The organism is Aggregatibacter actinomycetemcomitans, assembly GCF_003130205.1.
Classification (GTDB): Bacteria; Pseudomonadota; Gammaproteobacteria; order Enterobacterales; family Pasteurellaceae; genus Aggregatibacter; species Aggregatibacter actinomycetemcomitans_A.
In genome coordinates this window covers 58,664-73,979 of the sequence record NZ_NRDF01000008.1, presented here as the reverse complement: position 1 = coordinate 73,979, position 15,316 = coordinate 58,664, and the positions used below count along the sequence as shown (strand labels likewise).

10 protein-coding genes are annotated in these 15,316 nt (G+C 47.2%); 9 read left to right on the top strand and 1 reads right to left on the bottom strand.

Going from position 1 to position 15,316, the window contains the following annotated elements:
• Positions 1-86: 86 nt before the first annotated feature.
• The 3 genes from fdnG to DK423_RS07300 are packed head-to-tail and all read left to right on the top strand — an operon-like array spanning position 87 to position 4,816.
• A complete protein-coding gene (fdnG, locus tag DK423_RS07310; protein WP_142951037.1) occupies positions 87-3,176 on the top strand; it encodes a formate dehydrogenase-N subunit alpha in 3,090 nt (1,029 codons plus the stop codon).
• Position 3,177: 1 nt separating this feature from the next.
• Positions 3,178-4,110 carry a formate dehydrogenase subunit beta gene (gene fdxH / locus DK423_RS07305; RefSeq protein WP_032996557.1) on the top strand — a complete coding sequence of 311 codons (933 nt, stop codon included), beginning with the start codon at positions 3,178-3,180 and terminating at the stop codon, positions 4,108-4,110.
• Positions 4,103-4,816: a formate dehydrogenase subunit gamma gene (locus tag DK423_RS07300; protein ID WP_005556293.1), complete on the top strand. Its 714-nt coding sequence runs from the start codon at positions 4,103-4,105 to the stop codon at positions 4,814-4,816. Before fdxH ends, DK423_RS07300 begins: the two co-directional genes overlap by 8 nt.
• A 622-nt stretch (positions 4,817-5,438) precedes the next feature.
• Here the strand turns inward: DK423_RS07300 and hypF are convergent.
• Positions 5,439-7,724, bottom strand: coding sequence for a carbamoyltransferase HypF (gene hypF / locus DK423_RS07295; RefSeq protein ID WP_005556289.1), 2,286 nt, complete (start codon positions 7,722-7,724; stop codon positions 5,439-5,441).
• A gap of 295 nt (positions 7,725-8,019) precedes the next feature.
• On the opposite strand from hypF, the gene DK423_RS07290 reads away from it, so the two are divergent.
• From DK423_RS07290 to DK423_RS07265, 6 genes are read left to right on the top strand one after another with little or no spacing between them, the layout of a single operon-like run.
• Positions 8,020-8,619 (top strand): 4Fe-4S dicluster domain-containing protein, encoded by a 600-nt coding sequence (locus tag DK423_RS07290; RefSeq protein WP_005556288.1) that lies wholly within the window; start codon positions 8,020-8,022, stop codon positions 8,617-8,619.
• Between the two features lie 33 nt (positions 8,620-8,652).
• Positions 8,653-10,674, top strand: coding sequence for a hydrogenase 4 subunit B (gene hyfB / locus DK423_RS07285; protein ID WP_005556286.1), 2,022 nt, complete (start codon positions 8,653-8,655; stop codon positions 10,672-10,674).
• A 10-nt stretch (positions 10,675-10,684) separates the two neighbouring features.
• Complete coding sequence (locus DK423_RS07280) at positions 10,685-11,647, top strand: respiratory chain complex I subunit 1 family protein (protein ID WP_005556284.1); 963 nt, start codon at positions 10,685-10,687, stop codon at positions 11,645-11,647.
• Between the two features lie 12 nt (positions 11,648-11,659).
• Positions 11,660-13,105, top strand: coding sequence for a hydrogenase 4 subunit D (locus tag DK423_RS07275; protein ID WP_061886801.1), 1,446 nt, complete (start codon positions 11,660-11,662; stop codon positions 13,103-13,105).
• 10 nt (positions 13,106-13,115) lie between these two features.
• Positions 13,116-13,754, top strand: a complete 639-nt coding sequence (gene hyfE, locus DK423_RS07270; RefSeq protein WP_005556281.1) for a hydrogenase 4 membrane subunit — start codon at positions 13,116-13,118, stop codon at positions 13,752-13,754.
• Between the two features lie 4 nt (positions 13,755-13,758).
• Positions 13,759-15,297 (top strand): hydrogenase 4 subunit F, encoded by a 1,539-nt coding sequence (locus DK423_RS07265; RefSeq protein ID WP_109043933.1) that lies wholly within the window; start codon positions 13,759-13,761, stop codon positions 15,295-15,297.
• Positions 15,298-15,316 lie beyond the last annotated feature (19 nt).

The following is a 15,316-nucleotide window of genomic DNA, read 5'->3' as shown; positions in this document are numbered from 1 at the left end:
GATCGTAAATTATCTACTCAGATACGAATTTATAACTATCAAAAAAGAGGTCGACAAAACATTCTTTGTCGATGTGGGGAGTATTTATGCAGATCAGTAGAAGAAAATTCTTTAAGGTCTGTGCCGGAGGAATGGCGGGAACATCCATTGCGATGTTAGGCTTTGCGCCATCAACGGCCTTGGCGGCACCACGCGAATATAAATTATTGCGTGCCAAAGAATCACGCCAAACCTGTACTTACTGCGCCGTAAGCTGCGGTATGTTGATGTACAGCACAGGAACACCATCCAATACATTAAGTAGTCATACGAGTACCAATACCCGTTCTAAATTATTCCATATTGAAGGCGACCCGGATCATCCGATCAGCCGTGGCGCATTGTGCCCTAAAGGTGCCGGTGCGTTAGACTTTGTTAATAGTGAAAGCCGCGCCTTATATCCGCAATATCGTGCACCGGGTTCCGACAAATGGGAACGCCTTTCCTGGCATGATGCGATTAAACGCATTGCCCGCCTGATGAAAGATGACCGCGACGCCAATTTTGTCGAGAAAAATGAAGCGGGCAATATCGTCAACCGCTGGACCAGTACGGGGATGATGACGGCATCGGCAATCAGTAATGAGGCCGCGCTGCTAACCCATAAGTGGATTCGAATGTTGGGGATGCTGCCGGTATGTAACCAAGCGAACACTTGACACGGACCAACGGTAGCAAGTCTTGCTCCATCATTTGGTCGCGGTGCCATGACAAATAACTGGGTTGATATCAAAAACGCCAATCTTATTCTTGTTCAAGGCGGTAACCCTGCCGAAGCCCACCCTGTCGGCTTCCGTTGGGCAATTGAAGCGAAGAAAAACGGTGCGAAAATCATCGTTGTGGATCCACGCTTCAACCGTACGGCTTCGGTTGCCGACTTACACGCACCAATTCGTTCCGGCTCCGATATTGCATTCTTAATGGGGGTAATTCGTTATTTGCTGGAAACCAATCAGATTCAACATGAATATGTAAAACATTACACTAACGCCGCTTATTTGGTAAACGAAGGTTACAAATTTGAAGACGGTTTATTCTCAGGTTTTGATGAGGAAAAACACAGTTACGACAAATCCACTTGGAACTACCAATTTGATGAAAACGGTCATCCGAAACGGGATATGACATTACAGGATCCGCGTTGTGTAATTAATGTTTTGAAAGAACATGTTGCCCGTTATACGCCTGAAGTGGTTGAAAATATTACCGGTGTAAAACAAAAACTGTTCTTACAAATTTGTAAGGAAATCGGTGAGACTTCCGCGCCGAATAAAACCATGACGCATTTGTATGCGTTAGGCTTTACCGAACATACAATCGGTACGCAAAATATTCGCTCCATGGCAATGATCCAATTGTTATTAGGCAATATCGGTATGCCGGGCGGCGGAATTAACGCCTTGCGCGGTCACTCTAACGTACAGGGTACTACCGATATGGGCTTATTACCGACCATGTTGCCGGGCTATATGCGTTTACCGACAGAAAAAGAAAGTTCATTCGATCAGTTTATTAATGCGATTACGCCGAAAGACATCGTGCCGAATCAAATTAACTACTATCGCAATACGCCGAAATTCTTCATCAGTATGATGAAAACCTTCTATGGCGATAAAGCGACCAAAGAAAACGGCTGGGGCTTTGATTATCTGCCAAAAGTGGATCGCGTATATGACCCGATTACTCATGTGAAAATGATGCACGACGGCGAAATGCACGGTTGGATTTTACAAGGTTTCAACGTATTAAACTCATTGCCGAACAAAAACAAAACCGTTGCCGGTATGAGTAAATTGAAATACTTAATCGTGCTGGATCCGTTACAAACCGAAAGCTCCGAATTCTGGAAAAACTTCGGCGAATCCAACGATGTGGATTCGTCCAAAATTCAAACGGAAGTCTTCCGCTTGCCGACCACCTGTTTCGCAGAGGAAGACGGTTCCATCGCGAACTCCGGTCGTTGGGCGCAATGGCACCAAAAATCCTGTGACCAACCGGGTGAAGCTTTACCGGATGCGGATATTTTCTCCATGATTCGTGAAGAAATGCATGAGCTTTACAAGAAAGAAGGCGGTCGCGGTATTGAGTCATTTGAAGCAATGAACTGGAACTATGACATTCCGCATTCTCCATCACCGACAGAATTAGCCAAAGAACTGAACGGTTATGCGCTGGAAGATTTGTATGATGCCAACGGCAATCTGATGTATAAAAAAGGTCAATTGCTGAACGCTTTTGCCCACCTGCGTGATGACGGTACGACAACCTCCGGAAACTGGCTATATGTCGGTCAGTGGACGGAGAAAGGTAACCAAACGGAAAATCGCGACAATTCCGACCCATCCGGTTTAGGTTGTACCTTAGGTTGGGGCTTTGCATGGCCGGCAAATCGTCGGGTGCTTTATAGCCGCGCCTCTTTGGATATTAACGGTAATCCTTGGGATAAACACCGTCAACTGATCAAATGGAACGGTAAAAACTGGAACTGGTTTGATATTGCCGACTACGGTACACAACCGCCGGGTTCCGACACCGGTCCGTTTATGATGTCTGCCGAAGGGGTGGGACGTTTGTTTGCTGTTGACAAAATCAATAGCGGACCGTTCCCGGAACACTATGAACCGATTGAAAGCCCGATTGATACGAATCCGCTTCATCCGAATGTGGTATCGGATCCGACGGTGCGTATTTACAAAGAAGATCGTGAATTTATCGGCTCAAACAAAGAGTATCCGTTTGTGGCGACAACTTACCGTTTAACCGAGCACTTCCACAGCTGGACGGCGCAATCTGCCATTAACATCATCGCACAACCGCAACAATTTGTGGAAATCGGTGAAAAACTGGCAGAAGAAAAAGGTATTCAAAAAGGCGACATGATACGTATTAGCTCCAAACGGGGTTATATCAAAGCCGTTGCCGTTGTGACCAAACGTCTGAAAGCGTTAGAAGTCAATGGTAAAACAGTACACCATGTGGGCATTCCGATTCACTGGAATATGAAAGCATTAAATGGCAAAGGTAACAGAGGTTTCTCAACCAATACGTTAACGCCATCTTGGGGCGAATCCGTCACACAAACCCCTGAATATAAGACTTTCTTGGTGAATATCGAAAAAATAGCGGAGGCTGCATAATATGAGAGCAATGGATGTACAAACGCAAGACGTTATTAAGATCTCCGCAACTTCAGGATTAATCCCGGCACCACAAGCACGTGATCACAAAGTCGAAGTGGCCAAGCTGATCGACGTCACCACCTGTATCGGTTGTAAAGCCTGCCAGGTGGGCTGTTCGGAGTGGAATGACATTCGCTCCGATGTCAATGCACAGTGTGTCGGTATTTATGATAATCCGGTGGATCTTAACGCAAAAGCATGGACGGTCATGCGCTTTAATGAAGTGGAAGAAAATGATCGTTTAGAATGGTTAATTCGTAAAGACGGTTGTATGCACTGCACCGAACCGGGTTGCTTAAAAGCCTGCCCGTCGCCGGGGGCGATTATTCAGTACGCCAACGGTATCGTGGATTTCCAATCCGATAAATGTATCGGTTGCGGTTACTGCATCGCCGGCTGTCCGTTTAACATTCCGCGCATGAATCCGGAAGATAACCGCGTTTATAAATGCACCCTTTGTGTAGATCGCGTTTCCGTCGGTCAAGAACCGGCTTGCGTGAAAACCTGCCCGACCGGGGCGATTCGTTTCGGTTCCAAGGAAGAAATGAAAGTGTATGCGGAGCAACGCATTGCCGATTTGAAATCCCGTGGTTACGAAAACGCCGGACTTTATGACCCTGAAGGGGTTGGCGGTACGCATGTCATGTATGTATTACACCATGCCGACAAACCGGAATTGTATAACGGTCTTCCGAAAGATCCGCACATCGACCCGACAGTCACCTTATGGAAAGACATTCTGAAACCGGTTGCCGCGGTTGCCATGGGTGGTTTAGCCTTGGCTGAAATCGGTCATTACCTCGTCGTCGGTCCGAATGTTGAGGAAGATGTGGAAGATCATCATGAAGAATCAGAAGATGAAGACAAACGCGGAGGTACTCAAGATGAATAAGGGTAAAATTGAAATCACCAATGATACTCGTATCATTCGCCATCGAATCCCTGCGCGTCTCAGTCACTGGTTCCTGGTGATCAGTTTCTTCTTAACCATGTTTACCGGGGTGGCGTTCTTCTTCCCCGATTTTGCCTGGTTAACGGAAATCCTTGGCACGCCGCAATTGGCACGAGCGATTCACCCATTCACCGGTATTTTGATGTTTATTGCATTCGTGTTCTTATGTTCACTGTATTGGCATCACAATATTCCGGAGAAAAACGACATTCGCTGGATGAAAGGCATTGTTGAAGTGTTGAAAGGTAACGAGCATGCCGTTGCCGATAACGGAAAATATAACCTGGGTCAAAAAATGTTGTTTTGGACGTTGATCCTTGCCATGTTTACCTTAATGGGTTCCGGTATCATCATGTGGCGTCAATACTTCTCCCACCACTTCTCAATTCCGGTGCTACGTATTGCCATTTTGCTGCATTCTGCCTGTGCTTTTATGCTGTTTACCGGTATTTTGGTACACATGTACATGGCATTCTGGGTAAAAGGTTCCATCACCGGTATCGTAGAAGGTTGGGTAACGGTCCGCTGGGCGAAAAAACACCACCCGAAATGGTATCGTGAAGAAGTGCTTCCCGAATTGGAAAAAGATGTTGAACGGGAAGAGAAAGGCGAACCGACCAAAGCGATATTTAAGAAATTTAGCTAATCAACTAAAGTGCGGTGAAAAATAACCGCACTTTAATCTATATCCCAATCGGATCCCACAACCAACTCATAATTAAAGTACAAATTTTCATGAGTAACATTATTCAACGGGTTCAAACATCGAACCATCAACATACTAAACCGGAAAAGTGAAAAGAAACGCTAATCAAAGCATGGCTTGCCATATTGCAACAAACTTACTCAAGCTCAATTTTACTGCCATGGAGCTGAAAGATAAATTGGTGACGGGTGTAAACAACTTTTAACTTGATCTCGTCAGTGCTGAAAGCAATATTAAGGCGATTAAAGGAAATGGATTTACCGATCATACATACTAACCAGGGTTGTCTATCGGCTTGCCCGTTGACGTGAGATGTTGATTCGTGATGAGGTTCATTGTATAGCATACAGCGCATAAGCTAACGGGAAAATTTATTTGCCCAAGTTTTGAAAGGCATGTGTTAATAAATAATATTTTTTGCGCCATAGCATTCATTTCTTTCCATAGCATATTGTTTCTCCGAGAGATTTTGATACTCACTTTTATAAGATTGGAATATAAACGATGTTTTGAATGCTTCATGTGTGAGCCACCGTATTGCATACAACTGTAATATTTCGAACTATTCTGTTTTTGATTCGCTGAATTGACTTGCAATCACTGCCTGCCCCAAACTTAACCCGCCATCGCCCATGGGGAATTGGTGGGCACTTAACACCTTAAATTCCGTTAAATTTTCTCTTGTCAATCGGCGTAGTAATCGGTTATGCCATACGCCGCCGGATAACACGACGGTTTTGCAACGGTGGCGTTCGGCTTGTTGGCGGGCGAGGGTAGCGAAGCCTTCGGCCAACGCGTAATGGAAGATAAAGGCTTTGTCGGCAGCGGAGGCGTTGAAGGCGAGCCAGGTTTGCCAGAAGACGGCGAGATCCAATTTATTTTCGCTGTTCAACGGCATTAAGGTCGGGAGGTTGATTTCGTTTAATGGCAAACGGGCGAGCTCCGATTGTTCAGCGAGCACTTCTAATTGGCAGGCGGCTTCGCCTTCCCAGCTGAGTTGTGGCGGGGTGATGCCTAAGCCGAAAGCCACGGCGTCAAATAAGCGTCCGGCGGAAGAAATCGGCGGGCTGTTGAGCTGGCGTTCGATGGCGGTGGCGAGAAGTTGCCAGTCGTTATCGGCGCAGGTTTGGGCAACGATGTCCCGCCAATTTGGCACAAATTGCTGTAAATGTGCCAGCCAGTTGCGCCAAGGCTGTTTGGCGGCAAGATCACCGCCGGGCAAGGCGACGGCAGGTAAGCCGCCCAAATAGCGCGCGCTTTTCTCATCTGCCAGCAGGCATTCGCCGCCCCAAAGCTGCCCGTTTTCGCCCATGCCGATGCCGTCCAGCGCCAGCCCGATGACCTGTTCGTGGCAATGATGTTCCGCCATGACGCTGACGATGTGGGCGTGGTGGTGTAGCACTTGCACATAAGGAATTTGATATTGCGTCGCCAGCCGTTTGCCGACCTCGTGGGTGAAATAACCCGCGTGGGCGTCAATGGCGATAAGTTCCGGCTTGAATTGGTAGATTTGACAAAACAGGGCGATATTTGCTTCCAATTGTGACCGCACTTTTTCGTTGGCGGTGTCGCCGATGTGTTGGCTGACGATGGCTTTATTTTGGCGTAACAGGCAGAAGGTGTTTTTTAAATCGGAACCGAGCGCCAGCACATCGCGCGGGCTGTGCTGATCCAGCAGAGTTTCGTCGGGCACATAACCGCGAGCGCGGCGCAAGGTTTCCGTGCCGTCGAAAGCGGCGCGCACCAGGGAATCGTCGGCGCGTTGCAAAATGTCGCGGTTGTGGCAAAGGAAATAATCCGCCAAATCACTTAAATTTTGGACCGCACTTTCGTTATCCAAAATCGGCGGTTGTCCGCTTGGGTTGGCGGAAGTCATCACCAGCGGGCAGTTTGCTTCCCGTAATAATAAATGTTGCAGCGGGTTGCTCGGCAACATCACGCCGATTTCGTTGAGTTTCGGCGCGATCTGTTCCGCCGGCGACGGCACTTTGTGTTTTGCCAGTAAGACAATAGGCGCGGCGGTGCTTGCCAGCAATGTGGTTTCCGCTTCCGTTAACTCCGTTAAAAAAGACAAATCCGGCACCATCACCGCCAGCGGTTTGGTCGGGCGGCGTTTGCGTTCGCGCAGTAATTGCACGGCGTTGGCGTTGGTAGCATCGCAAGCCAGGTGGAAGCCGCCGATGCCTTTGACGGCGATGATCCCGCCCTGTTGTAATAAAAGTACGGTGGTTTTTATCGGTGTTTTTTCATCGCTAAGGTTGCCGTGCTTGTCCGCCAGCCAAACGTGCGGACCGCAAACGGAGCAAGCGTTGGGTTGGGCGTGGAAACGGCGATCGGCAGGGTTTTTATATTCGGCGGCACAATCGGCGCATAGCGGGAAACTCGCCATGGAAGTGTTTTTGCGATCGTACGGAATGGCTTTGATAATGGTAAAGCGCGGACCGCAGTGGGTGCAGTTGGTGAATGGGTAGTGATAGCGCCGATTGGTTGGGTCGAATAAGTCCTTCAGGCAGGCGGGGCAGGTGGCGGCATCGGGCACGATTTGGGTATCCATGGCGTTGTTTTCGCTTTCGCGGATTTCAAAGCCTGCAAAGTGCGGTGGATTTTCCCAGCGTTTTTCATGCTGTTGAATGTCGGTGATGAGGGCAAGGGGCGGCAGTTGGGTTTGTAAGTCGTGCAGAAAGTGTTGCAGCTGTTGTTCCGTCGGCGCAAGCAGGCGGATTAATACGCCTTGCCCGTCGTTATTCACATCGCCGCGCAGGTTGTGTCGATTCGCCAATAACCAAACGAAGGGGCGAAATCCTACGCCCTGCACTTTGCCTTTGATGCGTAATTCAATGCCTTCCATGTGTCGCCTTCCTTTTTTACTCCGTGTCTGAAATATCTGCTTGAATTTGATAATAAATCTTATTTATGTTCGCAGTAAAATTTTACAAAACGGTAATATTATTAACACCTTTGTCATTTTGATAAAGTTTATTTTACTGCGTTTATATTGTTGTAATTACTGTATTTTATAAAAATGAAAAAAAGTATGATCTCTGTCAAAGAATAAAAACTTTTATATGTGATTTATTTTTAGGCAAGAGTATCCTTATGAAAAGGGTGGTTATTTGACTAACTCTTTTTTATAGGGGGAAAATATGAATCGTTTTGTTATCGGTGATCCGAAAGATTGCATTGGATGCAACACCTGTATGGCCGCTTGTAGCGAAGTGCATAAAGCCTTCGGATTACAATCTTATCCTCGGTTACAAGTCATGCGTAATGATGATATAACCGTTCCAATCCTCTGCCGCCACTGTGATGATTCGCCATGTGCCACCGTTTGTCCGGTACACGCGATTACACACGAAGGCGACACCATTCAACTCAACGAAAGTTTGTGTATCGGTTGTAAACTGTGCGGTATCGCCTGTCCGTTCGGCGCGATTACCCAACACGGCAGCGCACCGATCGATGCGCCTGCATACTACGAAAGTTTCACTTTCACTGATGCGGTGAAACGTGACATTCGCACCGCGCCGGATAATTCGGAATTGCGCAATATGCTGGCATGGCAGCCGGGTGTGAAAGCCATTGCGGTGAAATGTGACCTGTGTTATTTCCGTGAACAAGGACCGGCATGCGTTCAAACCTGTCCGACCAAAACCCTGTTTATCATCAGTGATGAGAGTATTCAAGAAGCTAACCGCAAAAAACGTGAAATGGCAATGACGTCTTCACCTGCGATTCCAAGATAATTTTGTTTACTCGTTAATCAATGGAGTGAAATTATGAGTTATGCAATCAGTTTACTCATCACGACCCTGTTGATTTATGTCGTCGGGGCGTTTATTTCGTTAATCCTGAGTCGGAATGAACAACTTTCAATCAATATATCCGGCGTGACCGGTGTACTTGGTGGAGCTTTAGGCATTGTTGCCTGCATCCCCGTTCTTATCAGCAGCGACCCTGTCGTTGATGTTTTCCAAACCCCGTTTGAATTTGCCAATTTTTCAATCCGCATTGACGGATTGGCGGCGTTTATGGTGTGTGTGATTTCTTTGTTGGTTGTGGTGAGCGCACTCTATTCTTTCTCTTATGTGAAAGAGTATAAAGGCAAAGGCGCAGGTTCGATGGGTTTCTTCATGAATTTGTTTATCGCTTCGATGGTTGCGTTAGTGACCTGCGATAATGCGTTCTACTTCCTGGTCTTTTTTGAAATGATGTCGTTGGCGTCTTATTTCCTTGTGTTGACGGAACAAGACGACAACGCGGTGAATGCCGGTTTATTGTATTTCTTCATTGCCCATGCCGGTTCCGTATTAATTATGATCGCCTTCTTTATCTTCTACTGCTATGCGGGCAGTTTTGAATTCGGCGATTTCCGTCAAACCCCCCTTTCCGAACCTCTTGCTTTTACCGTATTTATTCTGGCGTTCCTCGGTTTCGGCGCGAAAGCGGGGATGATTCCGTTACACAGCTGGTTACCGAAAGCCCACCCGGCGGCGCCTTCTCATGCGTCTGCGTTAATGTCCGGCGTGATGGTGAAAATCGGTATTTTCGGGATCGTGAAAGTGGGGATCGATCTATTAGGCGCCACCAATATGTGGTACGGCGTGATTGTGTTGGGCTTCGGTGCGGTGTCTTCCGTGCTCGGTGTGCTTTACGCCCTTGCCGAACATGATATTAAAAAATTATTGGCATACCACACCGTCGAAAATATCGGCATTATCATGATGGGCGTGGGTGTCGGCATGATTGGTATCGCCACACACCATCCGGTGCTTGCTACAGTAGGTTTGCTCGGCGGTTTATATCACTTATTGAACCATGCGGTGTTTAAAGGGTTGTTGTTCTTGGGCGCCGGTTCAATGATGTATCGGTTACATACCAAAGACATGGATTTAATGGGCGGCTTAGGCAAATTAATGCCATATACCGCCTTTTGTTTCTTAATCGGTACCATGGCGATTTCCGCACTGCCGCCGTTTAACGGTTTCGTCAGCGAGTGGTTTACTTATCAATCTTTGTTCAGCTTAAGCCAAAGCGATGATTTCGTGTTAAAACTTGCCGGCCCGATTGCCATTATCATGCTTGCGTTAACCGGTGCGCTTGCCGCGCTCTGTTTCGTGAAAGTGTACGGTATCAGCTTCGGCGGTGCGCCGCGTAGCGAAAAAGCGGCGAATGCACGGGAAGTGCCGAAACAGATGGTGATTGCCATGGCGATTTTGGCGTTATGTTGCGTGTTGTTGGGTGTGGGCGCTTCCGTGGTTACCCCAATAATTGCGAAAATTTCCACCGCACTTGCCAATACCGAAACCATGACCTTGGCGCATAACGGCATTGTGGTTGCGCAAGCCGAACCGAATACGGCGCTTTCTACACCGATGGTGACCATCATGTTGTTGGCGTTCTTCTTCCTGCCGTTCACTTACTACGCCTTTACCAAAAATCAACGGTTATCCGATCGTGCCAAAGGCAATCCGTGGGCTTGCGGTTATGCCTATGAAGCGGATATGGCGGCATCTGCGGGCAGCTTTACCCGTCCGTTGCGCATTATCTTCAAACCGCTTTATACCTTGCGCGAAGTGTTGGATCCTGCGCCGTTAGGCGATAAAGGCGTTCAGGCGTTAATTAAAGGCGTAACCAAAACCGAACCGTTCTGGGAAGAAAAAGTCACCATGCCGATCGGGCATTTCATTCCTTGGCTTGGAACCAAAATTCAATGGCTGCAACAAGGCGACTTCCGCGTGTATTGTGTGTATTTCGTCATTGCCTTGGCGGCGTTACTGCTTTCCATTGCGTTGATGTAGGAGGTTGATGATGGTTACTTTACCTTCAGAAATTGCAACATCCGCCGGAATGTTCGTATTAGCCATCGTGCAAGCCTTGATTCTGCTTGCCCTTGTCCCGTTATTCTCCGGTATTTCACGCATGATCCGCGCGCGGATTCAATCCCGTCGCGGTCCGGGCGTGTTACAGGATTATCGCGACATTGCGAAATTAATGAAACGGCAGAATATTTGGCCGGATAATGCCGGTGCGGTATCCCGTATCATGCCTTATGTGTTAATCAGCACCGTGATGGTGGTGGCGATGAGCTTGCCGTTATTCACCCGCGTGTCGCCGTTCGGTGCGGGCAGCGATTTAATCACCGTGATTTATTTATTCGCGCTGTTCCGTTTCTTCTTCTCCATCGCCGGATTGGATTCCAACAGCACCTTCTCAAGTTTGGGCGCAAGTCGTGAAGTGACTTTGGGCGTGTTGGTCGAGCCGATTTTAATGTTGGCGTTTTTGGTGATCGCCTTGATCGCCGGTTCCACCAATTTTGCCGTGATCGGTACGCAGCTGGCGGATCAAAGCTGGCAATATCCGATAGCCACCGTGGTCGCCTTGGTTGCCGCATTCTTCGCCGTGTTTATTGAAATGGGTAAAATCCCGTTCGACTTGGCGGAAGCGGAACAGGAATTACAAGAAGGCCCGTTGACCGAATATTCCGGTCCGTCCCTTGCCTTACTGAAAATTGGCTTGAGCTTAAAATCCATGGTGGTTGCCGCCATCTTCGTGAGCGTGTTATTGCCATTCAGTGCGGCACAGAATTTCAGTGTAAGTGCGGTCGTTTTCGGCGCCGTTTTTTTCTTCGTGAAATTGTTGGTGGTGTTCGTGTTGGCTTGTGTGTTTGAAAACACGCTTTCCCGTACCCGCTTCATGTTAACCGGACGTTTAACCGTTGTCGGCTTCGGCATTTCTGTGTTGGCGTTTGTGTTTTACTTCACAGGATTGTAAGGAGGAAAAAATATGGAACGTTTAGCTCTGATTACAATCATTTTGCCGTTTGTGGGCGCCTTTATTGTGGGCTTAAATAAAACGCATTTCGCCAAATTAGCCACAATCTTCGCCGCCTTAACCACCGCCTGTATCAGCGCATTGGCGGGGCAATGGTATTTAAGCGGTAAGCAAAGCGTGACTTACGGTTTGGTGGCGTTCGATCAAACCATGATCTTCGGTGTGACGCTGGATGCGGTCAGCACCTTAATCGGCTTTGCCGTGGTCAGCCTCGGTTTCTTGATCTGCTTATATTCCTGTGGCTATTTAACCGATAAAAACCGCGAACACCCGCACAACGGCTTACCGCGTTTTTACGCCTTTTTACTTATCTTTATCGGTGCCATGGCGGGCTTGGTGTTATCCTCCACCTTGGCGGGACAATTATTGTTCTTTGAAATTACCAGCGGCTGTTCCTGGGCATTAATTAGTTATTATCAAAGCCCGAAAGCCATGGCGGCGGCAATGAAAGCCCTAATTATCACCCATGTGGGCGCCATCGGTTTATACATTGCGGCAGCCTATTTATTCAGCAAATCCGGTACGTTTTCCATTACGGCGTTGGAGCAGTTGGATCCGAGTGTGAAAACCATCGTGTTATTCGGCGTGATGTTTGCCGCGTGGGGTAAATCCGCACAATTGCCGATGCAAATTTGGTTACCGAACGCCATGGAAGCACCGACACCGGTGAGTGCTTATTTGCACGCGGCGTCTATGGTGAAAGTGGGGGTGTATATTTTCGCCCGTGCGGTGATGTCTGCCGGTGAAATTCCACATATTGTGGGCGAAGTGGGCATCATCATGGCGATGATTACCTTAATCTACGGCTTCCTGATGTATTTGCCGCAAACGGATTTAAAACGCTTGTTGGCGTATTCCACCATCACCCAATTGTCTTACATTTTTATCGGTATTTCTCTTGCCGCGCTGGGGGCTAAATTAGCCTTCGTCGCCGCCATCGCCTATATCTTTAACCATGCCTTTGCAAAAAGCTTGTTCTTCTTGGTGGCAGGTTCTTTAAGTTATGCCACAGGAACCCGTTCCATGCCGTTGTTACAAGGGATTATGCGTACCATGCCGGTGGTCGGTGCGGGATTTGGCGTTGCCGCCTTGGCTATTGCCGGGGTGCCGCCGTTTAACGGATTTTTCAGTAAATTCCCGTTATTTGCTGCCGGCTTTGAGTTAGGTAATGAATATAGCTGGATCACCATTTTGATGGTTATCACCTTGATCGAATCCACCGCAACCTTCGTGTGGTTGCTGTATAAATTCGGACAATGCGTCATCGGGCAGCCGTCAGAAGCCGTTGCCAAAGCACAACCGATTACGCTTTCCATGAGCGTCGTGTTGGTGGTGTTGATGGTGATGTCCGTATGTTCCGGTTTCATCGTCGCCTATTGGCTGGGTTTGGCAGGTTAAGGAGGAATCTATGTTAATGATAAATACCCTTGCAAGTTTACTCATTATTACCTCTCTCTGCGTAATTATGGTACGAACCGCCAAAAAAGCGGCATTGTTTTACGGCTTGCAATCCTTAGTGTTGGTGTTGTTGTTTGTGCATCTTGCTTATGAAATGCAGGCGCACGAGCTCTATATGTGGTCCATCAGCGCGTTTATTACCAAAGTGATTTTAGTGCCGGCGATTTTAATTTATGCCATGCGAAACATTGACGAAAGTCAAACACCCGGCGGAATGAATATCGCTTGGTTGATCCCGATCACAGCAGTGATAGTGACATTGTGCTACTTTGTTGTCATCCCGATTGATTTGCCGTTGGTGGAACACCTCAAACCGGCGCTTTCCGTGTCCTTAAGTCACTTCTTGCTCGGTTTGGTCTGTATCGTCAGCCAACGTAATATCGTAAAACAAGTGTTCGGTTATTGTTTGATGGAAAACGGTTCTCATCTCACCTTAGCCTTATTGGCAAATAAAGCACCGGAGTTAGTGGAAATCGGAATTGCTACCGATGCGATATTTGCGGTCATCATAATGGTGGTGTTGGTAAATAAAATTTACCGCACGTTCCATTCATTAGATGCAAAACAACTTATGAGTTTGAAGGGGTAACGCTATGTATGAACAATGGATAATCGCGTTATTGACCGCACCTTTAGCCGTGGCGTTGGCATGCTTTGCCTGTCGCTCGACAAAAAATCGGACAATTTGCACTGCACTTCATGTAACGGGCTTAATCTTGATGGTGGGATTCGCTCTACAAATTATTAACGGCGTACTTACTCAAGGTGAAATCAGTGCCTTAAATAATTGGGTCTATATTGACAGTCTCTCCGCGATTTTCTTGGGATTAATTGCGGTTGTCGGCATATTAGCCGGTATTTATTCCATCGGTTATATCGGCACCGAATTACAAGAAGGGCATCTTAGCTTTAAGGATTTCTGCAATTATCACGGATTTTTGCACTTATTCTTTTTCACCATGATTATTTCCGTGATTACCAATAATGTGATTCTTATGTGGGTTGCCATTGAAGCAACTACATTGAGTTCCGCATTTTTGGTAGGCATTTATAAACAAAAAACGTCTCTCGAAGCGGCATGGAAATACATCATTATTTGTTCCGTCGGGGTGGCGTTCGGCTTGTACGGCACAATCTTAACTTTTGCTAACGGAAATAATCTGCTGGCGGATCCAAGCCAAGCGATTTTCTGGTCCGCGTTGAATCAACAAGCTGCCGGTTTAAATCCGATGCTCATGTACATCGCCTTCGCATTTATCCTCATCGGCTTCGGTACAAAGTGCGGTCTATTTCCAATGCATACTTGGTTATCCGACGCGCACAGTGAAGCGCCAAGCCCGGTGAGTGCAATTTTGTCTGCCGTGTTATTGAATTGCGCCATGTTGGTGGTGTTGCGTTACTACATTTTGGTTTCAAAAGCCGTCGGTTCTGCCTATCCGCAAACGTTGTTATTGGTATTCGGGTTACTTTCCGTTTTGGCTGCCGCGTTGTTTATCATCGTGCAATTCGACATCAAACGATTACTGGCGTACTCCAGTATCGAAAACATGGGCTTAATCAGTTTCGCTTTCGGTTTGGGTGGTCCAATCGGTGTGTTTGCCGGACTTTTGCATACGATTAACCATAGTCTTGCAAAAACCTTGTTGTTCTGTGCTTCCGGTAACATTTTATTGAAATACAAAACCCGTGACATGAATCAAGTCCGCGGTTTATGGCGGGTTGCACCGGTGAGTGCCGTGCTTTTTGCTGGTGGTGCATTGGCATTAGGCGGATTACCGCCATTTAACGTATTCGTCAGCGAATTCAGTATTGCGGTTGCCGGTATTTACGCGGGTAAAACATGGTTGGTTATTTTCTGTCTAATCTTATTAACCATTGTGTTGGCAGGATTAGCTTTAATGATTCTGAAAACCGTTTTAGGAAAACAACCCGATAATATTGAGGCGGGAGACGTTAATAAAATCTCATTAGTAGCAATGGCAATACTATTGCTATTAATGTTCATAATGGGCATTCATATTGCCGAACCCATCTTGCAGTTATTAAAAAGTGCGGTCGAAATCGTACTCGGATCTGAACAAGTATCCTTTGGCGATATGTTAGTTTTACCTTGGCAACGTTTAGCGAAATGATCGACAAGAGGGGGAAAAA